This is a genomic window from Arthrobacter sp. CMU6 (assembly GCF_059090205.1).
In genome coordinates this window covers 89,347-110,940 of record NZ_JBNHFL010000006.1, presented here as the reverse complement: position 1 = coordinate 110,940, position 21,594 = coordinate 89,347, and the positions used below count along the sequence as shown (strand labels likewise).

Annotated in this window: 19 protein-coding genes; 9 read left to right on the top strand and 10 right to left on the bottom strand. The window is 67.6% G+C overall.

Annotated features, from left to right (window positions below):
- Positions 1–84: 84 nt before the first annotated feature.
- Positions 85–963, bottom strand: a complete 879-nt coding sequence (locus AC5RWD_RS06100) for a DMP19 family protein (protein ID WP_494019151.1) — start codon at positions 961–963, stop codon at positions 85–87.
- Between the two features lie 237 nt (positions 964–1,200).
- Between AC5RWD_RS06100 and AC5RWD_RS06095 the strand changes: the two genes are divergently transcribed.
- The gene (locus AC5RWD_RS06095; RefSeq protein WP_494019150.1) at positions 1,201–4,662 is read left to right on the top strand and encodes a DEAD/DEAH box helicase; all 3,462 of its coding nucleotides are present in this window, start codon (positions 1,201–1,203) and stop codon (positions 4,660–4,662) included.
- Here AC5RWD_RS06095 and AC5RWD_RS06090 read toward each other — a convergent pair.
- The 8 genes from AC5RWD_RS06090 to AC5RWD_RS06055 all read right to left on the bottom strand — a co-directional run bounded on the left by AC5RWD_RS06090 (position 4,624) and on the right by AC5RWD_RS06055 (position 14,281).
- A complete protein-coding gene (locus AC5RWD_RS06090) occupies positions 4,624–5,103 on the bottom strand; it encodes a hypothetical protein (RefSeq protein WP_494019149.1) in 480 nt (159 codons plus the stop codon). The two genes, AC5RWD_RS06095 and AC5RWD_RS06090, sit on opposite strands and share 39 nt — an antisense overlap.
- A gap of 227 nt (positions 5,104–5,330) precedes the next feature.
- Complete coding sequence (locus AC5RWD_RS06085) at positions 5,331–7,649, bottom strand: SulP family inorganic anion transporter (RefSeq protein WP_494019148.1); 2,319 nt, start codon at positions 7,647–7,649, stop codon at positions 5,331–5,333.
- A 390-nt stretch (positions 7,650–8,039) separates the two neighbouring features.
- Positions 8,040–8,900: a phosphogluconate dehydrogenase C-terminal domain-containing protein gene (locus AC5RWD_RS06080; protein ID WP_494019147.1), complete on the bottom strand. Its 861-nt coding sequence runs from the start codon at positions 8,898–8,900 to the stop codon at positions 8,040–8,042.
- 1 nt (position 8,901) lies between these two features.
- Positions 8,902–9,720, bottom strand: coding sequence for a sugar phosphate isomerase/epimerase family protein (locus AC5RWD_RS06075; RefSeq protein ID WP_494019146.1), 819 nt, complete (start codon positions 9,718–9,720; stop codon positions 8,902–8,904).
- Positions 9,717–10,586, bottom strand: a complete 870-nt coding sequence (locus AC5RWD_RS06070) for a triose-phosphate isomerase family protein (RefSeq protein ID WP_494019145.1) — start codon at positions 10,584–10,586, stop codon at positions 9,717–9,719. Before AC5RWD_RS06070 ends, AC5RWD_RS06075 begins: the two co-directional genes overlap by 4 nt.
- Positions 10,570–11,040: a ribose-5-phosphate isomerase gene (locus tag AC5RWD_RS06065; protein ID WP_306926423.1), complete on the bottom strand. Its 471-nt coding sequence runs from the start codon at positions 11,038–11,040 to the stop codon at positions 10,570–10,572. Before AC5RWD_RS06065 ends, AC5RWD_RS06070 begins: the two co-directional genes overlap by 17 nt.
- Positions 11,037–12,794 (bottom strand): dihydroxyacetone kinase family protein, encoded by a 1,758-nt coding sequence (locus tag AC5RWD_RS06060; protein ID WP_494019144.1) that lies wholly within the window; start codon positions 12,792–12,794, stop codon positions 11,037–11,039. Before AC5RWD_RS06060 ends, AC5RWD_RS06065 begins: the two co-directional genes overlap by 4 nt.
- 122 nt (positions 12,795–12,916) lie before the next feature.
- Positions 12,917–14,281 (bottom strand): MFS transporter, encoded by a 1,365-nt coding sequence (locus tag AC5RWD_RS06055; protein WP_494019143.1) that lies wholly within the window; start codon positions 14,279–14,281, stop codon positions 12,917–12,919.
- Between the two features lie 215 nt (positions 14,282–14,496).
- On the opposite strand from AC5RWD_RS06055, the gene AC5RWD_RS06050 reads away from it, so the two are divergent.
- From AC5RWD_RS06050 to AC5RWD_RS06035, 4 genes are all read left to right on the top strand, one after another.
- Complete coding sequence (locus tag AC5RWD_RS06050) at positions 14,497–15,240, top strand: FadR/GntR family transcriptional regulator (RefSeq protein ID WP_494019142.1); 744 nt, start codon at positions 14,497–14,499, stop codon at positions 15,238–15,240.
- A 141-nt stretch (positions 15,241–15,381) separates the two neighbouring features.
- Positions 15,382–15,618, top strand: a complete 237-nt coding sequence (locus AC5RWD_RS06045; protein WP_494019141.1) for an RNA polymerase sigma factor — start codon at positions 15,382–15,384, stop codon at positions 15,616–15,618.
- A 122-nt stretch (positions 15,619–15,740) separates the two neighbouring features.
- The gene (locus tag AC5RWD_RS06040; RefSeq protein WP_494019140.1) at positions 15,741–16,103 is read left to right on the top strand and encodes a cupin domain-containing protein; all 363 of its coding nucleotides are present in this window, start codon (positions 15,741–15,743) and stop codon (positions 16,101–16,103) included.
- Positions 16,104–16,150: 47 nt separating this feature from the next.
- Positions 16,151–17,008 (top strand): prephenate dehydratase, encoded by an 858-nt coding sequence (locus AC5RWD_RS06035; protein WP_494019139.1) that lies wholly within the window; start codon positions 16,151–16,153, stop codon positions 17,006–17,008.
- Here AC5RWD_RS06035 and AC5RWD_RS06030 read toward each other — a convergent pair.
- Positions 17,005–18,165 carry a benzoate/H(+) symporter BenE family transporter gene (locus AC5RWD_RS06030; RefSeq protein WP_494019211.1) on the bottom strand — a complete coding sequence of 387 codons (1,161 nt, stop codon included), beginning with the start codon at positions 18,163–18,165 and terminating at the stop codon, positions 17,005–17,007. The two genes, AC5RWD_RS06035 and AC5RWD_RS06030, sit on opposite strands and share 4 nt — an antisense overlap.
- A 183-nt stretch (positions 18,166–18,348) precedes the next feature.
- Here AC5RWD_RS06030 and AC5RWD_RS06025 point away from each other — a divergent pair, with 183 nt between their 5' ends.
- The 4 genes from AC5RWD_RS06025 to AC5RWD_RS06010 all read left to right on the top strand — a co-directional run bounded on the left by AC5RWD_RS06025 (position 18,349) and on the right by AC5RWD_RS06010 (position 21,584).
- On the top strand, positions 18,349–19,200 hold the full coding sequence (locus AC5RWD_RS06025; RefSeq protein WP_494019138.1) for a Rieske (2Fe-2S) protein: 852 nt from the start codon (positions 18,349–18,351) through the stop codon (positions 19,198–19,200).
- 94 nt (positions 19,201–19,294) lie between these two features.
- On the top strand, positions 19,295–19,663 hold the full coding sequence (locus AC5RWD_RS06020) for a YybH family protein (RefSeq protein ID WP_494019137.1): 369 nt from the start codon (positions 19,295–19,297) through the stop codon (positions 19,661–19,663).
- A gap of 164 nt (positions 19,664–19,827) precedes the next feature.
- The gene (locus AC5RWD_RS06015; RefSeq protein WP_076799765.1) at positions 19,828–20,256 is read left to right on the top strand and encodes a YciI family protein; all 429 of its coding nucleotides are present in this window, start codon (positions 19,828–19,830) and stop codon (positions 20,254–20,256) included.
- Between the two features lie 89 nt (positions 20,257–20,345).
- Positions 20,346–21,584 carry an RNA polymerase sigma factor gene (locus AC5RWD_RS06010; RefSeq protein WP_494019210.1) on the top strand — a complete coding sequence of 413 codons (1,239 nt, stop codon included), beginning with the start codon at positions 20,346–20,348 and terminating at the stop codon, positions 21,582–21,584.
- Positions 21,585–21,594: the final 10 nt, after the last annotated feature.

The following is a 21,594-nucleotide window of genomic DNA, read 5'->3' as shown; positions in this document are numbered from 1 at the left end:
TTGAAGGAAAACCGTGCGCCCCCTCAACAGGGCGGACGCACAGGGGGCCGGCCGGCGCCGGAAACGCCGGCCCGCCCCGCAGCGCTATGCCTCTACGAGGTCCTCGTCCAGCTCTTCGAACTCCACGGCGGCCACGATTTCCTTGGTGTCCGGGTTGAGCATGAAGGCCTCGTCGTCGTCCTCGATCATGAGGAAGTCGCCGTGGTCGGTGCTGAAGCGCCAGGCGAGCACCGTCTCGCCGTTGTGCTCGTAGTTCGGATCGCCCAGGGTGATTTTCTGCAGCTCGTACCCGGCGATGTCGCACAGCTCGCGGATGATGACCTCGAATTCCGGGGCGTTCTCCAGTGCCTCTTCCTCGGCCTCGGCGCGCCGCTCCTCGAGGTCCGGCAGCGCCGCCACGCGCTTGGCGATGTGTGCGGTGAGCTCGTCGTCGGTCAGGACCAGCAGGTCTTCCTGGCTGCGCAGCCACGCCGCGTTGAGGGCCACGATGTCCTCCGTTTCGAGGAGCGATTCGAATTCGGCGTCGAGGTCCTCCATGGCCTGAACGCGTTCCCGGACCTCGCCGTCCTCCTCAGATCCACCGGCGTCGGCCCCGCCGTCCAGGTAGATGTCCGTTTCCTCCTCGGACAGGGACTCGAATGCCTCCACCGTGCGGTCGAAGAGGTCAACGTGCCCGGCGGCGCCCATGCCTTCGAGGCCCTCGCGGATGTAGGCGTCAAGCTCCTCACGGTCCGGGGCGGTGAAGACGTACTGCGCAAAGCCGCCGCCCAGGGACTGCGTCAGGTAGAAGTCCGCGAAGTAGCTGCGCAGGGCGTTGGGTGCGATCTCCCCCGAGCCGAGGAGCTCCTGGTACATGGTGTTCACCACGGCAACGTTTGAATCAACGATCTCTTCGTCACTGGCGCCGGCGACGCCTGCGGCGCCTTCGACGGTCAGGACAACGGGGTATTCGCTGGAAGTCATGGGAAATCCTTACTGCAGAAAGCCGGTGGTGCTCAGGACTCTCTCAACGTACGTGCCGCCGGCAGCCCGCAGGTTTAGGGCGAAGTGAACGTCAGGCGAAGTTTGCGCCGCAGCCCTAGGGGGCAAAAACAGGAGAGCCCGACGGCGGGCGGCGGCAAATTTGAGGGCCCCTCCCGCCCGACTAAGATGGATCAGATAACCTGCAGATTTTCGACCTGCCGAAAGTAGCGCGCACCCATGCCTTCCCAACCGGACGACAGTGCGGCACTGGCAATCCAGACCCCCGCGATCAACGACCGTTCCCTGGCGGCCGGGCTCGCCTATGCCATGGGCGGCCGTGTCTCCGGAATATCGTTCGAGCCCTCCACCGGGCTCATGCTCGGCAAGGTCCGCGGCGGCTCCGAGGTGCCCTATTCCACCACGGCCAAGCTGGTCCGCAAGGGCGGCGGCTGGAGCTGCACCGTGGGCGTCTGCAGCTGCCCGGTCCGCAAGGACTGCAAGCACGTGGCCGCGCTCCTGTTCGCGGCCGAGGACAACGCGGCGGTGAGGGTGCAGCTGCTGTCCCCCGCTGACGTCTCTCGGGTGTCGCGGGACAAGTCCGTGCCGGCGCTCTCGGACTGGGAGCAGGCGCTCAGCCCCCTCATTTCGCAGGCCGGCCCTGCCCAGCAAAGCGGCGGCACTCCCCTGGCCCTGCAGTTCGAGGTGGAGGAACCGGCCCCGCACTTCTCCTACACCGGCCGCCGGGATCCGCTCCGCAGCGTCCGCCAGCTCAAGGCCCGCCCGGTGATCATGGGTGCCAAGGGCAACTGGATCCGCGGCGACGTCTCCTGGAACACGCTGAGCTACCTGAGCTTCAAGCGCGAGTGCAACCAGGCGCATGTGGAGTGGCTGCAGGCCTTCCTCGCCGCACACACCGCCGGCGCGAACCGGGCGGCGTTCTCTTCCTCGTCCCTCTGGCTGGGGCTTAACACCTTCGCCGGCAAGAACATGTGGAGCCTGCTGGAGGAAGCCCGGCAGGTCGGCGTCGCACTGGTGCACAGCCGCGGCCAGGAACCCGTGAAAGTGGCGGCGGAGCCCGCCACTTTGGGCCTTAACCTGGGCCGCTACGGGAATGACACCCAGGACGGGGGCCTGGAGCTGGCGTCCACCATCACGGTCGGCGGCACCGAGGTCGATCCGGCGTCGGTGGGCACCATCGGCCGCCCGGCGCACGGCATATTCCTCACCTCCAGCGCGGACGCGCTGCCGGGGGTCGCCGCGGACGAGACCATCACGCTTGCGCCGCTCGAGAGCGGCCTTAGCGAGGAACTGCTGGCCTTCGTCACGGCCGGCAGCACGCTGCACATCCCCGCTCGTGATGAAGGCCGCTTCCTCACCGGCTTCTACCCCAAACTGAAGCAGACCGCGCGGGTGACGGCGGCGGACGAGTCCGTCGAGCTGCCCGAGCTCGCCCTTCCGACGCTCTCGCTGCTGGCCAACTACGGCACCGACCACCGCGTGCGCCTGCACTGGGAGTGGCACTACAAGTCCGGAAGCATCGTCACCGCACAGCCGCTCTGGCGCCATCCCGGCGACCACGGCTACCGTGACGATCCGGCCGAGGCCCGCATCCTGGAGGCTGTGGGCCAGCCCTGGGACGTGGTGCCCAAGCTCGGCGAGTCAGCCACCGGCGGCTGGGGCACGCCACGGCTCGCGGCCACCGCGGAGCTGAGCGGGCTGGACACCCTGGCGTTCACGGAGGAGGTCCTCCCCCGGCTGAAGGCGACCCCCGGCGTCGACGTGGACACCTCCGGCGACATCGCGGACTACCGGGAGGCCGAAGAGGCGCCGGTGGTGGCGATTTCCACGAAAGCCACGGACCAACGCGACTGGTTTGACCTTGGCATCGTGATCACCCTCGAGGGCCAGCCGGTGTCCTTCGCGGCCCTCTTCTCCGCCCTCGCCGCCGGGCAGACGCGCATGCTGCTGCCCAGCGGTGCGTACTTCTCCCTCGACCTGCCCGAGCTGCACCAGCTGCGGGCGCTGATCGACGAGGCCCGCAGCCTTCAGGACAACAAGGACGCCCCGCTGCAGATCAGCCGGTTCCAGGCCGGCCTCTGGGATGAACTTGCCCAGCTGGGGATCGTGGATGAGCAGGCGGCTGCCTGGCGCGCGGCGGTGGGCGGGCTGCTGGAGGAGGGCGTCCAGGGCCTGCCGCTCCCGGCCACGCTCAACGCCGAGCTGCGCCCGTACCAGCTCGAAGGCTACAACTGGCTGAGCTTCCTGTACCGCCACAGCCTCGGCGGCGTGCTCGCCGATGACATGGGCCTGGGAAAGACGGTCCAGGCGCTGGCCCTGATGTGCGCAGCCAAGGAACACGCCGCGTCTTCCGCGGACGCCGGGAAAGGGGACGCAACGGAAACGGACGCCACAACAGCGGACCCCAAACCAGCGGCCCCCAAACCAGGGAACGACGGCGGCACGCCCTTTTTGGTGGTGGCGCCCACCAGCGTCGTGGGCAACTGGGAGGCCGAAGCGGCACGCTTCGCGCCGGGCCTTACGGTCCGTGCCGTCGGCGAGACCTTCGCCAAAAGCGGCGCCAGTCCCGCCGAGGCCATGGCCGGGGCGGACATCGTCATCACGTCCTATGCACTGTTCCGGATCGACTACGAGTCCTATGCCGGACGGCGCTGGGCGGGGCTGGTGCTGGACGAGGCGCAGTTCGTCAAGAACCACCAGTCCAAGGCCTACCAGTGCGCCCGCAAGCTTCCGGCGGCGTTCAAACTGGCCATCACCGGCACGCCGCTGGAGAACAACCTCATGGAGTTCTGGGCCCTGACGTCCATCGTGGCGCCCGGGCTGTTCGCCAGCCCGTCGCGCTTCGCGGAGTATTACCAGAAGCCGGTGGAGAAGAACGGCGACAAGGGGCAGCTGGACAAGCTCCGCCGTCGGGTCCGTCCGCTCATGATGCGCCGCACCAAGGAGCAGGTCATCAAGGACCTGCCTCCCAAACAGGAACAGGTCCTGGAGGTGGTGCTCAACCCGCGGCACCAGAAGGTTTACCAGACCCACCTGCAGCGTGAGCGGCAAAAGATCCTGGGCCTCATCGAGGACGTGAACAAGAACCGCTTCACCATCTTCCAGTCGCTGACGCTGCTGCGCCAGCTCAGCCTGGACGCCTCGCTGGTGGATGAGTCCCTGTCCGGCGTGCGGTCGAGCAAGCTGGACGTGTTGTTCGAGCAGCTGGAGGACCTCGTGGCCGAGGGCCACCGCGCCCTCATTTTCAGCCAGTTCACCGGCTTCCTCGGCAAGGTCCGCGAGCGCCTCATCGAGGAAAACATTGAGTTCTGCTATCTCGACGGCGGCACCCGGAACCGTACCGACGTCGTCAACGAGTTCAAGAACGGCACGGCACCGGTATTCCTGATCAGCCTCAAGGCCGGCGGGTTCGGCCTGAACCTGACCGAGGCGGACTACGTGTTCCTGCTCGACCCGTGGTGGAACCCGGCATCAGAGGCGCAGGCCGTGGACCGCACGCACCGCATCGGCCAGGCCAGGAACGTCATGGTGTACCGGCTGGTTGCCAAGGACACCATCGAGGAAAAGGTCATGGCGCTCAAGGCCAGGAAGTCACAGCTGTTCGCCGACGTGATGGAGGGCGATGCGCTCTCGGGCGGTGCGCTAACGGCGGAGGACCTGGCGGGGCTCTTCAACGACTGACGGATACTGCGGGCCGCGGTTCCCAGCCAGCAGCCAGCCCTGCATCGCGGCGGCCGGGGCCGGCCGGAGACCGAAGGCACTGCGCTTACTGAACCACCGTCCCAGGGCCTTGCCCTTGCCTTTCCACCAACTGTCCTCATCCGTGTCGGTGCGCCAGCGGTAGATCAGCACCACCAGCACAAACATCCCGGCTGTGACGTTCGGCCACACGCCGGTGGCAGCATCCAGCAGTGCCCTCAGCGCGGTGGCCAGGATCGCCGGCGGTGCCAGGGTGCGGAAGACGGTGTTGGCCAGGTACCGCCGGTGGGAGCGTGGCACCGAGAGCAGGCGGACCATGTCGGAACAGGCGCACACCACCACCACGGCCTGTGCCAGCGTCAGCAGGATGGACCCCGGCAAGGATCCGGCGAACTGTGCCGCTGACGCCGTCCCGGAATTCATGGCCTGCACCCTTCCATGTCGTCTCCTCCGCCGTAATTCCCTTTTCCGGCGACCTCGCCGGCTTGCGTGTGACCATTCAACGGCGCAAGGTCCGGCAAGTCACGGGGGCCGGCTACCCGTCTTTGCCGGCCGCAGCACTCGCCCCTACGCAGCGGTACGCAGTCCGACGGCCTTTCGCTGATTAGCCGCCGGACTGCGCACTCTGTTCAGATCTGGCTTAGCTCCCGTCAGGCCGGCGACAGCTCCTCCGCCCGCGGCAGCGGATCCAGGTGGCTGATGCCGGTGGGCGTGATCTGCAGGACCCGGGCCGTGGCGATGTCATAGAACAGGCCGGTCACATGGACGTCACCGTTCCGGACGGCGTCCTGCAGGGTGGCGTGCCGCTGCAGCCGCTCGAGCTGGACGGCAACGTTGACCATGGCCAGCTGGTCCACCGCTCCGTACCCGGCCTGCTCCGCGGCAACCTGGACGGGATGGCCCGCGTGGAATGACTCCAGGCTCGGCCGGCCGTGGTCCAGCCAGGACTCCACGGGGCAACGTTCCTCCCGGCCTTCCGGACTCTTGTCCCCGGAAGGTCCGGCGAGCAGGGCCGTCATGGCGCCGCAGCTGGAGTGGCCGCAGACCACCACCGAGGTGACAGACAGCTCGTCGAGGGCGAACTTCAGCGATGCCTCGACCGACGGTTCGAGGCGGTCGCTTCCCACCACGTTGCCCACGTTCCTGACCGTGAACAGGTCACCCGGGCCGCTGCTGGTGATCAGGTTGGGCACCAGCCGGGAGTCGGCGCAGGTGATGAACAGCGTGTCGGGATCCTGGAAGGCGGACAGCTCCTGGACGTGCGGCCGCAGCAGGTGGGCGTGCCGGCGGTGGTAGCTGTCCACCCCGTTGAGCACCGAGCGGACCGGGGCCGGGACATGCCCGGCTGCCCCTGCGGCCAGCGGTGCGCTGTGCCGCTGCCAGCTCCGCCACGGGGCGAAGCCGCCGCGCAGTGCGGAGCGTGATGACCCGCGTGCGGGGGTTCCCGCCTGGGCGGCATGCAGGGTGGCGGTGCCGGTTTCTTCAATATCGACGCTGCCGCCGTTGTTGACGTGCCGGACGCGCCAGGCCTCCAGGGTGTCGTGGACCGGGTGGTCCAGGTAGTCGACGTCGAGCTCCACCGTGACGTGGGCCGCCGGCGGCACCGCGGCCAGCACCTTGCTCAGGCGGGGAAGCGACAGGAACGTGCAGGACCCGTCGATGACCACCCGCCAGCGGCCTTCAGCTGCTCCGGCGAGGGGCTCGGCGTGGATGCTGGCCCGGACCACGCGCCATACGACCAGCAGCACGGCCAGGGCGAGGCCGATCAGCACCCCGGCGAGAAGGTTGACGAACACCACCGTGAGCAGCGTGGCGGCGTAGACGGCCAGGTCACCGGTGACACGCGCCGTCTGGAAATCAGCCACCTTCACGAGCCGGATCCCGATCATGATGAGCAGCCCGGCAAGCACGGCCTGGGGTACCAGCTGGATGACTCCCGCCAGCAGCAGCGAACAGACGAGGACCCAGATGCCGTGAAGGATGGCGGATTTGCGGGTCCGAGCACCGGCGTCAAGGTTGGTGGCGCTGCGGACGATCACACCGGTGACGGGAAGCCCGCCCAGCATGCCCGACGTCACGTTGGCGGCGCCCTGGCCGAGAAGCTCGCGGTTGAAATCCGTCCGCTGGCCGTGGTGCATCTTGTCGACGGCGACGGCGGACAGCAGCGACTCGACGCTGGCCACCAGTGCGATGGTCACGACGCCCACCGCGATGGCGGTCCACTCCCCCTGCGGCAGGTGCGGAAGGGAGAGGGCGTCCAGCAGCGACCCGTCGAAGGTGATCCGGTCGACGTCGGAATTGAACGGCAGCGACAGCAGCGTCGCTGCCACAACGGCAACGAGCGGACCGGGCACCCGGCGGATTGCGGCCGGCATGTGCTTCCATCCGGCGAGCAGTGCGATGACCACAGCCCCCAGGAAGGCGGCCTGCGGGTCGACGGCTGCGAGGCTGTCCGGCAGGGCCAGGATGTTATGCAGTGCAGCCTCGCCCGCTTCGGCGCCGAGTATCACATGCAGCTGCTGCAGGACGATGATGATGCCGATGCCGGCGAGCATGGCATGCACCACCACGGGTGCGATGGCCAGCGCCACGCGTCCCACCCGCGCCATCCCCAGCAGCACCTGCAGGACCCCGGCCGCTACGGTGATGGCGCAGGTGACGGGCCAGCCGAACTGTTCTATGAGGCCGGCCACGATGACCGTCAGGCCGGCTGCGGGGCCGCTGACCTGCAGCGGTGCGCCGCCCAGGCTGCCGGCCACGATGCCGCCGACAGCAGCCGCGATCAGCCCGGCCATGACCGGAGCGCCCGACGCCGCGGCGATGCCGAGCGACAGCGGGACGGCAACGAGGAACACCACGAGGGATGCAGGAAGGTCCCAGCGGAGGCCGGATGTCAGGCGTGCCAGGAGTGGTATCCGGCTCCTGCCGGGGTGGATGGGGCCTGGATCCATGGCGGCTGGCGAGGGCATATCAGTCCTTAGCTCGTTCGAAGGGTCCTGATCCACGCTATTGACGCCCCGATGGAGGCCGCAAGGGTGCCTGCCGTGAGAAGAAACACGAGGTCAGGCCGGACATGAAGCGAAAACTTGGGAACTAATCCATTCGTTTGCATAAAGCCTGGGCAGCCCACTAAGAGCTCGTCCCCGGAGCCTCAGGCCCACAGAGCCGGTAGGAAAATCCGGCGCTGTTCAAGTCAAACGAGAGCGGCACGCGCCCGACATCGGATGGTCCGGGAAAGATTTTACCGGCCGGAAATCTTTGGCATCAGCGCTTACTTTGGCATCAGCGCTTAAACGGCAATGGGTCCGCCCCAGGGGACGGACCCATTGCCGATTAGGCCGGGTTTTTGGCGCGCTGCCTTAGCGCTTGACGGCGTCCAGCTTCAGCATCTTGGCGATGACGCTGTCGAGCTCGGAGTCGTCGAAGATCTTCTTCCAGTCATCCTTGATGATGGTGTCCTTGCCGTACTGGATGGCGATTTCGCAGGCCTCCGAGAACGGGTTGGAGCCGCGCAGGGCGTTGGTCAGTGCGATCTGCACGTGGCCGAACAGCATGGCCTTGGCGGCTTCCTCGGGCACGCCGGCGGTGTGGACGGTCTCGTGCAGCGCCTCGTTGAGCAGGGTGCCGATCATGCAGGCCACGGTCTCCACGAGGGTGGGCTCGAGGATGGCGAGCTGCTTCACGGTGACCCAGTGGACGTCGATCACGGGGGCGTAAATGACGCGGATGGTGGCCTCGGCGGCAGCCTTGGTGGCCTCCGTGGCGTCCTCGTCGATCGCTGCGACGACGTTCTGCGGAGCGCCCTCGCCGCCGAAGGTGTCGGCCCACTCTTCCTTGGTGGTGCGCTCCAGGAACACGGAGGGGTGGCAGGGGTGGGCCACGGCCTGGACGACGTCCTCGCGCTGGGCGAGCAGGCCGGCGTAGGCGGCGGCCGGGTCGAGCGTGAGGAGGATGGCGCCGGACTTCATCTGCGGGACCACACCCTGGGACACGACGCCCAGGACGGTGTCCGGAACGGCGAGGATTACGACGTCGGCGCCCTTGACGGCTTCGTCGGTGGCGGTGATTTCCCGGCCTTCGGCGCGGACGCGGTCCTGGCCGGCGGGTGAATTCTCGGAGTAGAACACGGTGTGGCTGGACTTCTGGAGGTTCCGGGAAACGCGCATTCCCATCTTGCCTCCGGCTCCGATAACGGCGACGGTCAACTGTTCTGCAGACATTTCATTTGCTCCTTAGGAAATCGAGGCTTTGCTTGGTCCACTGGTTTTCGAGGCGGATGGTTTCGTCCTCGGAGTCCTGCCACGGCAGCCAGTGTTCGACGATCTGGTTGATGTTTCTTTCTTTGGGCTGAAGCTTCCGGGCCATGTAGTCGTAGTCCAGAAGGCCTTCGCCGAGCGGCGCGCCGGAGTATGTGAACCCGACCCACCCCTCCTTGCGGCTGAACGCAAAGTCTTTGATGTGCATGTTCAGGACGTGGGGTGCGATGGCGTCAATCACCTCGCGCGGCGACTCCAGGGCCGCCACGGTATTGGCGGGGTCGCTGCACACGCCCAGGTACAGGCTTCCGACGCGCTCCACGACCTCCAGGATCCGGGAAGTGGGGACCTGCTCGTAGGTCTCCACTGCGATCCGCACTCCGGCTGCCTTGAACTCGGGCAGGACCTCGGTGAAGATCTCCACCGCCTCGTCCGCCGTCGGGGTGTGGCCCGGCGTGTTGAACATGGTCCGCAGCAGCGGCGCGCCAAGGATCCTGGCGATGTGCAGGAACCGGCGCAGGTGCTCCGGGCGGATGCCCTTGGTGCCCACCTCCAGGCTGATTCCGAGCGAGTCGGCGGTGGCCCGCACGGCCCGCAGTTCCTCGTCGCCCATGGTTTCCAGCGGTGCGTAGTCGCAGATCTGGAACAGGTCCACGCCCAGCGCCGCGGTCCGCTCCAGCGCCTCGTGGATGCTCAGCGGACGGGAAACCCGGTCCGAAAGCTGCCAGAAGAACGCGTAGCTGCTCAAGCCGATCCGTGAACCCTGGCCACCCGCGGCGCTCATGCCCCTCCCCCAACTGGTTCCAGCAGTGCGGACTCCAGGCCGAGCCGCTGTGCGGCCTCGTCCAGGATGTCCCGAACCGCGGCCGGGTTGTGGGCGAAGCGTCCCAGGAACAGTCCGTTGACGGCGGGGCCGAGCTGGCTGATGAGGCCTGGACCGGCACTGCCGCCGTAAATAACCCGGCTGTCTTCCTGGCCCGGGCGGCTGCGCAGGTGGGCGTCCAGTCCGGTGATGACTTCGCTGATGAACTCCGGCGAGGCCGGTTCGGCTGCACCGATGGCCCACTGCGGCTCGTACGCCACGATGGTGCGCCCGGTGCTGCCGAGGCTTCCGGCACGGTTCAGGACGCCGTCGATTTCACGGATGCAGTGCTTGATGGCATCTGCCGCGGTGCCGCTGACGGGTTCACCCACGCACAGCACCGGGGTGAGGCCGTTGCGGTAGGCGGCCGCGGTCTTCAGCCCGATTACGTCGTCGTCCTCGCCGAAGATGCGGCGCCGCTCGGCGTGGCCCACCTCGGCGTACCGGCCGCCGGTTTCGGCCACCATCTTGCCGCTGACCTCGCCGGTGAATGCTCCTTCGTCCTCCCAGAAAATGTCCTGGGCGCCTGCAGCCGCCCCGGCGGCGGACAGGATCCGCGCGCACTCGGGCAGCACCGGATGGGCCGGCAGGGCGAACAGTTCGATATCGCCGCTGCGGACGGCCGGGTGGGCCGAGGCGATCTCGGCCACGTCCCGGCACCAGTCCAGGGTGCGCTCGTAGCCGAAGTACATCTTCAGGCTGACGCCGATGATGGCCTTTGGCTGCGCGGAGCCGGACGAAGCGCGTGCACTGCCGCCGGCGGTGGAGGGGTTAGCAGGAAGTGACACCTTCGTAGTCCTTAATCAGGGTGACTTTCTCGGCGGAGGCCGAGGACTCGTCAAAGGTGTAGGTCAGCCATTCCTTGGCGAGGCGGCGGGCGAGTTCCAGGCCCACGACGCGCTGGCCGAAGGTGAGGACCTGGGCGTTGTTGCTCAGGATGGAGCGCTCAACGGAGAAGCTGTCGTGCGCGGTGACGGCGCGGACGCCGGGGACCTTGTTCGCGGCGATCGCGACGCCGAGGCCCGTGCCGCAGACCAGCAGGGCGCGGTCGGCCTTGCCGGCGGCGATGAGTTCGGCGGCGGCGATGGCCACGGACGGGTACGGGGTGTGGCTGGTGGCATCCACTCCGACGTCCTGCACGGACTCGACCAGCTCACTGGCCTCCAGGTCCGCCTTCAGGGCTTCCTTGTACTCGAATCCGGCGTCGTCGGAACCGACGACCAGGCGCAGTTTGGCGCTCATGCGTTCTCCTTAGTGGTGGTTGCTGCAGCTTTCGCCTCGGCGAAGGTGTTGTGGATTGCGCGGACGATCAGCGCCATGGATACGGCTCCGGCGTCCGGGGTGCCCAGGCTCTTCTCGGCGTGCGGGCGTGCCCTGCCCATGAGGGGCAGCAGGTTGGCGGTTTCCTCCGCGGCCTGCTGGGCCACGGTGGCTGCCGCGCCCCAGGCGTCGGTGAGGGACTGCCCGGAGCCGACGGCGTCGGCCAGGGCGTCGCGGAACGGAACCAGCACGTCCACGAGGGTCTTGTCGCCCACCTTGGCCTTGCCAAAGCCCATGATCGAGGCGGCGGCCTCCGCCACCCCGGCGGCGACAGCGCCGGCGTCGGGCGTGCTGCTGTCCCCGACCGCGTCCCCGACTGCCCGCAGGGCCATGCCCCAGAGCGCACCGGAGGTGCCGCCGGCCCGGTCGGCCCAGGCGTCGGCGGCCCGGTGCAGGGTGCTGGCCGCTCCGGCACCGCGTTCGACGGCGTCTGTTGCGGCCTCGACCGCTGCCCTGACACCGCGCTCCATGCCGATACCGTGGTCGCCGTCGCCGGCGATTGCATCGATGCGGCCCAGTTCCTCGACGTTCGCGTCGATGATGTCCTTGGCGGCGGCGAGGGCGGCCAGGACGCGGACTGCGGCTGCCCGCGATTCGTTCGTGGCTTCCGGGATCGCCACATCCTCTGCCGCTTCCGCGGACATCTCGTCGGCGTTCAGGGCGGCGGCCGTGACGGCGCCGCGGCGGAAGGCCGGGGCGTCGGCAGGTGCGTTCCAGAGGGTTTCGAGTTCCTCGTCGAGCCAGAACACGGTCAGCGAGGTGCCGCCCATGTCGAAGCTGGTGACCAGCTCGCCCACCTGCGGGTCAACAGCTTCCAGGCCGGCCTCGGCGAGGAGCTGCGCGACGCGGCGGTAGACCACGAACAGTTCCTCGTACTTGACGCTGCCGAGGCCGTTGAGGATCGGGACCACGCGTGCCCCCCGGACCTGAAGGCCCTCCGGTACCTCGGTGAGCAGCTTGCCCACGAGCAGTTCGGCGAGTTCATCCGCCGTCGGGATGTCCGTTTCATCGATGCCCGGCTCGCCGTGGATGCCCATGCCCACGGCCATCCGCCCCTCGGGGACGGTGAACAGCGGCTTCTCGGCCCCGGGGAGGGTGCAGCCGGTGAATGCGACGCCGACGGAGCGGGTGCGGTCGTTGGCGCGTTCGGCGATTTCGACGATGCGGTCCATGCTGTAGCCGGCCTCGGCTGCGGCGGCCGCGACCTTGAAGACCGTCAGGTCGCCGGCGATGCCGCGCCGCTTGTGGCGTTCCTCCAGCGGAGCGGAAGAGACGTCGTCCGTAACGGCGATGCTGCGGCAGTCGATGCCCTCACGGCGGAGGCGCTCCTGGGCCTGGGTGAAGTGCAGGACGTCGCCGGCGTAGTTGCCGTAGCCCAGCAGGACGCCCGCGCCGTTGTTGGCGGCCTTGGCGACGCCGTAGACCTGCTGCGCCGAGGGTGAGGCAAAGAGGTTGCCCATCGCGGCGCCGTGGGCCAGGCCCTGGCCCACGAGGCCGGCGAACGCCGGATAGTGCCCGGAGCCGCCGCCGATCACCAGTGCCACGGTATCCGGGGTGCTCTTCGTGCTGCGGGCCACGCCGCCGGAAACGCGCCGCACCCACCGGCCGTGGGAGGCAACAAAGCCCTCGATCATCTCATCAGCGAACGCTGCGGGTTCATTGAACAGGCGGGTCATTGGGAGCTCCTGGGCCTAACTAGCGGAAGTCGGTACGGGTGTGGGGCGGGTCTTGTCGGACCGGTGATTGAGCCTGTCGATATCTGGTCTCGACAGGCTCGACCACCGGTTGGGGTTGGGGGCTAGGGCTCCGAGTGGTGTCCGGCGCCCGCGGGGTCAAGCGCCTCGGCAGGCACACCTTCGCTGACCTTGCCGGCGCGGCTCAGTGCCACCATGAGGATGCAGGACAGGAGCATGAAGCCACCGACGACGAACATGGGCACTGTGTAGCCGCCGGTCCAGTCCTTCAGCCAGCCGGTGATGTAGCCGGCACTGAAGCCGGCCAGGTTGCCCACCGTGTTGATCAGCGCGATGCCGGCAGCGGCTGCTGCGCCGGTGAGGAACTGCGTGGGAACGGTCCAGAAGTTGGGGAGTGCGGCGAAGATCGACATCGCTGTGATGGTGATGACGGCGATCGTGGCGGCCGGTGACCCCGCGAACAGGGCCAGCGGGATGCTCAGTCCGCCGATGAGGGCAGGGATGGCGATGTGCCAGGTCTTGACGCCCCGCTTGGTGGCGTCCTTGGACCAGAAGTACAGGGCGAAAGCTGCCGGCAGGTACGGAATCGCGGTGATGAGGCCCTTCTGGAAAACATCGAACTTGGTGCCGTAGATGCCTTCGAAGCCCGCGATGATGGTGGGCAGGAAGAACCCGAGGGCGTAGAGGCCGTAGATGAAGCCAAAGTAGATGGCGGCCAGCATCCAGACGCGGCCGTTGCCGAAGACGGTGCGGACGCTGACGTGCTTGTTGCTGGCGGCGGTTTCCTTCTTTTCCTTCTCCAGGGCACCGGTCAGCCAGGTCTTCTCCTCGGCCGTCAGCCACTTGGCCTTGGCCGGGGAATCGGCCAGGTAGAACCACGCGATGACGCCGATGATGATCGCAGGGAGTGCGACGCCGAAGAACATGACGCGCCAGCCTGCGAGTCCGAAGAGGCCGTGCTGCTGGATGAGGAGGCCGGCCAACGGGGCACCGATGACGGTGGTCAGGGGCTGGGCCAGGTAGAACAGGGCAAGGATCTTGCTGCGGTGCCGGGCCGGGACCCAGAGGCTCAGGAAGAGGATGGCGCCCGGGAAGAAGCCGGCCTCGGCCACACCGAGGATGAAGCGCAGGATGTAGAGCTGCTCAACGTTGCCCACCCAGGTGAACAGGAGCGAGACGATGCCCCAGCTGACCATGATGCGGGCAAGCCAGCGCCGGGCGCCGAACTTGTGCAGGGCCAGGTTGCTGGGAACCTCGAGCAGGATGTAGCCGATGAAGAAGACACCGGACGCGAAGCCGAACTGCGCCGCGGAGAGGGCGAGGTCCGTGTTCATGCCGTTGGGGCCGGCAAAGGAGATGGCCGTGCGGTCCAGGTAGTTGATGAAGAACATCAAAGCGACAAACGGCACCAGCCGGATTGCCACTTTCCTGATTGCAGATCTTTCGACCACCGATTGTGTGGTGTCCACGTTGACTCCTAGATGTTGGTAGCCCCGGGCGCGTCCTGCTCTGGATGCTTGGGGGTTTTGTCTCAATGCCGTCCGCCGGAAGGAGACCGGCATTGGCTACGCGTTGTGAGATCAACCATACGGCCGGAAGGACAAATTGGTCAACCGGTTGACGAATTTATCTGTTTACGTCCCTTTTCTCCGGAGATTGGTCAGCCGGTTGCTACGCTTTGAAGATGTCCGAGAACTCCGCAGCCGCTACGGCCAAGATCAGCGCCGCCCTTGGCTCCATGGAACAGGGGTCGGTGGTATCCGAGGTCGCGGAACGCCTGCTGGCCTACTTCACCAGTGGGGACATAGCGGTCGGAACCCGGCTTCCGGCTGAGCGGACACTTGCCGCGTCCCTTGGCGTGGGACGCTCAGCCGTCCGCGAAGCCCTGGCGGCCCTGGAGATCTTGGGCATCGTGATTGTCAGGCCGGGATCGGGAACGTACCTGCGGGACGGCATCTCGGAACTGCTGCCCCGCACGCTGAGCTGGGGCCTCATGCTGGGCGCTCCCCGCACCCGAGAGCTGGTGGAGCTCCGGAGCGGGCTCGAGGTGCAGGCAGCGCAGCTGGCCGCCGAGCGCATCAACGATGCAGCGCTGGACCGCATGCGGGGCAATCTGCAGGCCATGGAAGACAACCTCGACGACCTGGCCGCGTTCGTCGAGGCAGACGCCGCCTTCCACCGCGAGATCGCTGTCAGCTCGGGCAACCAGGTACTCCGCGAACTGCTCCAAAGCATCCGCTCACTGCTTCGCATCTGGGTTGACCGCGCCCTGACCGACGAAGGCCACGCCGCCGCAGCGCTCAAGGAACACCGCGAAATCTTCACCGCACTGGAAGCCCATGACCCCGCCGCCGTCACCGCGACGATGCGCTCACACATGCAAACCGCCTCGCGCCGTCTGCTCGCCGGGTTTGACGCCGCCCAGTAGGCGGCCGCCCACACCGAAGGGGCGGTGCCCACGCGGCGCCTGATACCCGGCGTCCGGGAGAAGGGCTGCAGCGGCCGGGCCGCCCAGTTTTGGGGTGCGCGCCGTCAGGAATCCCAAAGGCCACCGCGCCAGCCTGTCTCCATGGTCAATGCCCAAAGCGAGCCGGCGGACTCCCGCGTCAGCGAGGCCCTGATGATGCTCGATCTGGAGCAACGGGACGTCCTGCTGGCCCTGCACTACGGTCGGCTCACGGTGGCCGAGGTGGCAGTGCAGTTCGGCATTTCTCCCGCCATGGTGAGCCGCCGGGCCCTCGCCGCCCTGAGGACCCTCCGCGGGTTGCTCGACCAGTGCGCCCACGTCCGTGACCCCGATGTCTGAGCGGACTTTTCAGTCCTTGACATCCCTGCGACCCGGGCCTACAAAGTGCCATAACAGGCAGCCGTATCTGCATTCCAGGGCTTTCATCCCCGAATCAGGAATGTCCACCACAGGAGGTTAAGATGCCAGGCCCAATCCGCATGAGTTTCGATTCCCCGGAGGAGACCCGGCCGTTCGAGGACGGCAAGGGCCAGCTCCAACTGGTCAATATGGAGCGTGGCGCCGTCGGCCGGGCCACGTTCGAGCCAGGCTGGCGGTGGTCAGAGCATGTCAAACCGATCGCCAAGACGGACAGTTGCCAGGCCGCCCACATGGGATACTTCGTCTCCGGCCGGATGAAGGTCGTCATGGATGACGGCGAGGAGATCGAGTTCGGGCCCGGCGATTTCGGGATCATCCCGCCCGGACATGATGCTTGGACCGTGGGCGATGAAGCCTGCGTGGTGATCGACTGGCAAGGGTTCTCCGACTACGCGAAGAGGTGACACCACCATTTGGGTGAGGCGGCGCCGGGCGTGACATCATACGGAGCATGGCCCAGAAAATTGCGTTCCAGGGTGAGCCCGGCGCCAACTCAGATATAGCCTGCAAGCAGATGTACCCCGGCCTGAAGAGCATTCCCTGCGCCAGCTTCGAGGACGCTTTCGAGCTGGTGTCCAGCGGCGAGACGGATCTGGCCATGATCCCGATCGAAAACTCCATCGCCGGCCGGGTGGCGGACATCCACCTGCTGCTGCCACACTCGGGCCTGCAGATCGTGGGAGAGTTTTTCCTGCCCATCCACTTCGACCTGCTCGGCATCCCCGGCAGCACCATCGAGGGGGCTACCGAGGTCCACAGCCACATTCACGCCCTGGGCCAGTGCCGGAAGCTGATTCGTGAGGCCGGCCTCAAACCTGTGATCGCCGGCGATACCGCAGGGTCGGCCCGTGAGGTGCGCGAGTGGAACGATCCCACCAAGCTGTCCCTGGCGCCGCCGCTGGCCGCCGAGCTCTACGGCCTTGAGGTTCTGGCTTCCGCGGTGGAGGACGACCCCTCCAACACCACACGTTTTGTAGTCCTTGCCAGGGAGACGGAATTGCCGGCCCGGAAAACCCTGCCCGGACCGGCAGTCACGAGCTTCGTGTTCCGTGTGCGGAACGTCCCCTCCGCGCTCTACAAGGCCTTGGGCGGCTTCGCCACGAACGGCGTCAACATGACCCGGCTCGAAAGCTACATGGTGGGCAACGAGTTTGCCGCAACCATGTTCATGGCGGATGTCGAGGGGCACCCCGAGGACCTGCCGCTGAAGCTTGCGCTGGAGGAGTTGGACTTCTTCACTACCGAGGTATGGATCCTTGGCGTCTACCCGGCTGCCGAACACAGAACACAGCGGGCTGCCGGCAATTAACCCGCTGCCTTGCCCGGCGGCTTGTTCCGGTCCTTGAGGACCTCCCGGACCAGAAGCCCTGCCAGGAGGGCCCAGAACGCCGCGCCGATACCCATGAAACTCAGCCCTGATGCGGCCACGAGGAAGGTCACGACGGCGCCCGTCCGTTCGCCGGCTTCCGCCAGCGCCGAGGCGGCTGAGCTTGCGAGCGTGCCCAGCAGGGCGAGTCCGGCGACGGCTTCCAGCACGCCCGGCGGAGCCGCAGCCACCAGCGCGGCCAGCCCGGCGGAGAAGCCTCCCAGAAGGAGGTAGGCCAGCCCGGAGACAAAGCCTGCCACCCAGCGCCGGCTTCGGTCGGCGCCTGCTTCCTCCCCGGCGGCCAAAGCGGCGCTGAGAGCGGCAAGGTTGATGGCGTGGCCGCCGAACGGCGCAGCCACCAACGTGCCGGCACCGGTGACCAGCATGGAGGCACGCCATGGCGCCCGGTAACCGAAGGACCCCAGGACCGCCACTCCGGGAACGTTCTGGGATGCCATGGTGACGATGTACAGCGGCAGTGCGATGCCCGCCACGGCGCCCAGTGACCACGAAGGCGTGGTCCACTCCATCACCGGCAGCAGACCGTCCGCCGGCACAGCCCGTCCGTCAGCAACCACCTGGACCACGATGCCCGCGAGCGCCACGGCCAGCGCGCCGGGCACCGACCAGCGGGGCGCGAACCGTGACAGCACCAGCCAGCACAGCAGCACCGGAACCACCAGGAGCGGAGCGGTCTGCAGCGCCTTCACGGGGGCGAGGCACAAGGGCAGCAGAACCCCCGCCAGCATGGCCTGCGCCAAGGGCGTCGGGATGCTGCTGATGAGCCTGCCCAAAGGGCGGACCATCCCCGTCACAGCGATCAGAACCCCGGTCACCAGAAAGGCGCCGACGGCGGCGGCCCACCCGCCGTCGGGAACGCCGGCGACGGCCAGCAGGGCGGCCCCCGGCGTCGACCAGGCGAGTGTTACCGGAAGCCGGCTCCGCCAGGCGAGGAGCACAACGCCCGCGCCCACCACCAAGCAAAGAGCCAGCAGGCCGCTCGATGCCTGCTGCGAATTTGCCCCCACGGCACGGAGGCCGGAGAGAATCACGGCGAAGGTCGAGGTGAAGCCGACAAGCGCCGTCACTATGCCCGCCATGACCGGCCTGACCAGCCCCTCGGAAACGGGGGCGGCGGGGTCGCGGGATATTCGGAGCAATGACAGCGGCATGTGAAAGTACGTTACCGGAGTCCAGTCTGCAGGCACCTTGTCACCGGGGCGACGGCGGATGCACACTTTGGTGCACCACCTGTCCTGACCGCCAGGCCCAAGGAGTCCGCCGTGAACCCGTTGCATGAGTTGATTGATGCCATTGAACACTTCGACCGGCTGGACGGGGTGGCTTCCACCATCTCCAAGGCCGTTGGTAAAGCAGTGCAGCCGCGGCCGGTCCGCAACGCCCTCAGCGGCTCGTCACTTGGCCATCCGCTGCATCCCGTCCTGACGGATTTCCCCATCGGGGCCTGGACCATGGCAACTGTCCTGGACACCGCGGGAGGGCCCGCTTCCGAGCAAGCCGCGGACATCCTGATCGCCGTCGGGATAGCAACGGCGGTCCCAACCGCAGCCGCCGGCCTCAACGACTGGTCCGACACGCAGGGAAAGTCACGGCGGGTGGGCCTGGTCCACGCGGTTGCCAACGGATCGGCGCTCTGCCTGTTCTCGTCCTCTGCCGTTGCCCGGGCCTCCGGCAGCCGGAGCATCGGAAAGGCCCTTGGGCTGGCCGGCTTCGGTGTACTGATGTTCGGCGGCTTCCTCGGCGGCCACCTCAGCTTCAGCAATGCGGTCAACGTCAACAAGACCGCAGGCAGGACAGGCCCGCGGGAGTGGACGCCCGTCCTGGCCGAGTCCGAACTCGGAGACGGGGAGCACCGAAAAGTGGACGCGGGCAAAATCTCGGTCCTGCTGTACCGCTCCGGGGCCGGGATCCTGGCTCTGGACAGCGTGTGCAGCCACATGGGAGGGCCGCTCGAGGAGGGAACAGTCGCGGAGGGCTGCGTCACCTGCCCCTGGCACGGCAGCACGTTCCGGCTCGGGGACGGCCACATAGTCAGGGGGCCGGCAACCACCCCCCAGCCAAGTTACGAAGCCCGCGTTAACGACGGCCAGATCGAGGTCCGCCGGCGCGGCTAGGCGCCTCCGGCAACGTGCAGTTTGCCTCTGGCGTCCACACCCGGCTGCTGATAGATTGCCCACCTCAGAGCGAAGGAGTCCTGGGGAGGGCACCGTGGGAATTACGGATCCGCATGCCATCCACATGGCGTGGGCCGCGCGCTTTAATGCCAGGGACGTCGACGGAATGCTGGAATTCTTCGAGCCGGATGCGGTGTTTGTTCCCCAGCCCGGCGTGCCCACGACGGGCGAAGACAGCGTCAACGCGATGATGGGATTCCTGCAGGCGGGGCTGCCCATGAGGATGACTACGCGCCACGTCTACATCCTCGGCGATATTGCCCTCGCCATAGCCGAATGGGCCATTAAGGGCACGGCGGCAGACGGCAGCAGCGTGGACCTCCACGGCACAACGGCAGACGTCCTGCGCAAGGGACGCGAGGGATGGAAGTTCGCCATCGACAACCCCTTCGGCACCGCCTGAACCGCCGCCTGCACCGAGAGCTGCATGTGGCTTCCCTGACCCCGCCCGCTCCGCACAGGCCCGCCCGCAAAAAATTCGTGGCTGCCTGTCGATTTCCGCAAAACCTGTTCGACGGAATAGTAGACGGACGCACACAGCGTCCACGTCAAGGCAAGGAGAGAACCATGAAGTACATGTTCATCATGCGCGCCACGGACGAAGCCATCGAGGCATCGAAGCAGGTTCCGTTCGAGGAGATCCTCAACCAGATGGGCGCCTACAACGAACAGCTCATCAAGGCGGGCGTCATGCTCGCCGGTGAAGGCCTGACCGACCTGTCCGAGGGCTCGGCCTTCGTGGTCGATTTCTCCGAAGAACCGCCCGTGGTGACGGACGGCCCCTACGGCGAAACGCACGAGCTGTTCAACGGCTTTTGGATTGTCCAGGTGGCCTCCAAAGAGGAGGCGAAGGAGTGGGCCAGCCGCTGCCCGCTTGGTCCCGGATCGAAGCTTGAGGTCCGCCGGATTGCCGAGGCCGACGACTTCGCCGACTTTGCGGACAACGAGTACATCAAGAAGGAAGCAGTGTGGCGCCAGGAGCTGAACCAGCCTTGAGCCGGCTGACGGACCGCTGACGGAGCCGGGAAGACCTGACGGGGACGGAGCGGGCGGTGAACGAAAGGGCTGTGAACGGAGGGGCGGCGATGGAGGAGGCTGCGGCTGCGGTCCGGCGCCGCGTTGATGCCCTGTGGCGCATCGACGGTGCCCGCATCGTCGCCGCCCTCGCCCGTGCCACCCGAGACGTTGGCTTCGCGGAGGATCTGGCCCAGGAAGCCTTGGCCGAGGCCCTGGCTCAATGGCCGGAATCCGGGACGCCGGACAATCCTGCCGCCTGGCTCACCGCCGTCGCCAAGCGCAAGGCCATCGACGCGTGGCGCCGGTCCGAGCGGCTGGAGGAGCGGTACCGGGCCATGGCCCGGGACTTGGAAGACGACGACGGCGTGGCCTGGGTTCCGCTGGAGGACGACGTGCTCAGGCTCGTGTTCGCCGCCTGCCACCCGGTCCTCTCCCGGGAGGCCCAGATGGCGCTGACGCTGCGCGTGGTGGGCGGCCTCACCACCGAGGAGATCGCAAGGCTGTTCCTCGTTCCCGTCGCCACCGTGCAGCAGCGCATCGTGCGGGCCAAGAAAACGCTGGCGGCGGCCCGGGTGCCATTTGAGGTTCCCGAGCCCAACGAGTGGGGCGCCCGGCTGGGAGCAGTCCTCGGCGTCGTCTATCTGATGTTCACCGAAGGGTACGCCGCCACCACGGGAGATGTGTGGATCAGGCCAGACCTGGCCCACGAGGCCCTGCGGATCGGGCGCATCCTGGCCGGGCTGGTCCCCAGCGAACCGGAGGCCCACGGGCTGGTGGCCCTGATGGAGTTCCAGGCGTCCCGATTCCCCGCCCGGACCGCTCCCGACGGGTCTCCGATCCTGCTGGCGGACCAGGACCGGACCCGGTGGGACCGTGCCCAGATTGGCCGGGGCCAGGCCGCCCTGCGCCGCTGCGACGGGCTGGGCCGGGGCCGCGGCAACTACGCGCTGCAGGCCGCGATCGCCGAATGCCACTCCATGGCGCCTAGCGTCGAGGACACTGACTGGCAGCGCATCGTCCTGCTCTACGAGGCGCTGGGCAGGATCGCTCCCAGTCCCGTGGTGGAACTGAACAGGGCCGTGGCGGTGTCCATGGCCACCGGACCGGCGGCCGCGCTGGCCATCGTGGACGGCCTCGCCGCCGGAGGGGCCCTGCGCGGAACGCACCTGCTGCCCAGCGTCCGCGGGGAACTGCTGGTCCGGCTTGGGCGGACCGCGGAGGCGCGCTCCGAATTCGTGGCGGCCGCCGGACTGGCCAGGAACCAGCGCACCCGGGAGCTCCTGGAGGAACGCGCCGCTGGCATCTGACCAGGTGTGA

Excerpts from the sequence above, each read along its gene's own strand:
- AC5RWD_RS06035 (WP_494019139.1), top strand. The coding sequence starts at position 16,151 with ATGGCCCAGAAAATTGCGTTCCAGGGTGAGCCCGGCGCCAACTCAGAT.
- AC5RWD_RS06100 (WP_494019151.1), bottom strand. The coding sequence starts at position 963 with ATGACTTCCAGCGAATACCCCGTTGTCCTGACCGTCGAAGGCGCCGCA.
- AC5RWD_RS06095 (WP_494019150.1), top strand. The coding sequence starts at position 1,201 with ATGCCTTCCCAACCGGACGACAGTGCGGCACTGGCAATCCAGACCCCC.
- AC5RWD_RS06060 (WP_494019144.1), bottom strand. The coding sequence starts at position 12,794 with ATGACCCGCCTGTTCAATGAACCCGCAGCGTTCGCTGATGAGATGATC.
- AC5RWD_RS06075 (WP_494019146.1), bottom strand. The coding sequence starts at position 9,720 with ATGAGCGCCGCGGGTGGCCAGGGTTCACGGATCGGCTTGAGCAGCTAC.
- AC5RWD_RS06015 (WP_076799765.1), top strand. The coding sequence starts at position 19,828 with ATGAAGTACATGTTCATCATGCGCGCCACGGACGAAGCCATCGAGGCA.
- AC5RWD_RS06065 (WP_306926423.1), bottom strand. The coding sequence starts at position 11,040 with ATGAGCGCCAAACTGCGCCTGGTCGTCGGTTCCGACGACGCCGGATTC.
- AC5RWD_RS06010 (WP_494019210.1), top strand. The coding sequence starts at position 20,346 with ATGGAGGAGGCTGCGGCTGCGGTCCGGCGCCGCGTTGATGCCCTGTGG.
- AC5RWD_RS06085 (WP_494019148.1), bottom strand. The coding sequence starts at position 7,649 with ATGCCCTCGCCAGCCGCCATGGATCCAGGCCCCATCCACCCCGGCAGG.
- AC5RWD_RS06080 (WP_494019147.1), bottom strand. The coding sequence starts at position 8,900 with ATGTCTGCAGAACAGTTGACCGTCGCCGTTATCGGAGCCGGAGGCAAG.
- AC5RWD_RS06045 (WP_494019141.1), top strand. The coding sequence starts at position 15,382 with ATGGTCAATGCCCAAAGCGAGCCGGCGGACTCCCGCGTCAGCGAGGCC.
- AC5RWD_RS06090 (WP_494019149.1), bottom strand. The coding sequence starts at position 5,103 with ATGAATTCCGGGACGGCGTCAGCGGCACAGTTCGCCGGATCCTTGCCG.
- AC5RWD_RS06030 (WP_494019211.1), bottom strand. The coding sequence starts at position 18,165 with ATGGCGGGCATAGTGACGGCGCTTGTCGGCTTCACCTCGACCTTCGCC.
- AC5RWD_RS06040 (WP_494019140.1), top strand. The coding sequence starts at position 15,741 with ATGCCAGGCCCAATCCGCATGAGTTTCGATTCCCCGGAGGAGACCCGG.
- AC5RWD_RS06050 (WP_494019142.1), top strand. The coding sequence starts at position 14,497 with ATGTCCGAGAACTCCGCAGCCGCTACGGCCAAGATCAGCGCCGCCCTT.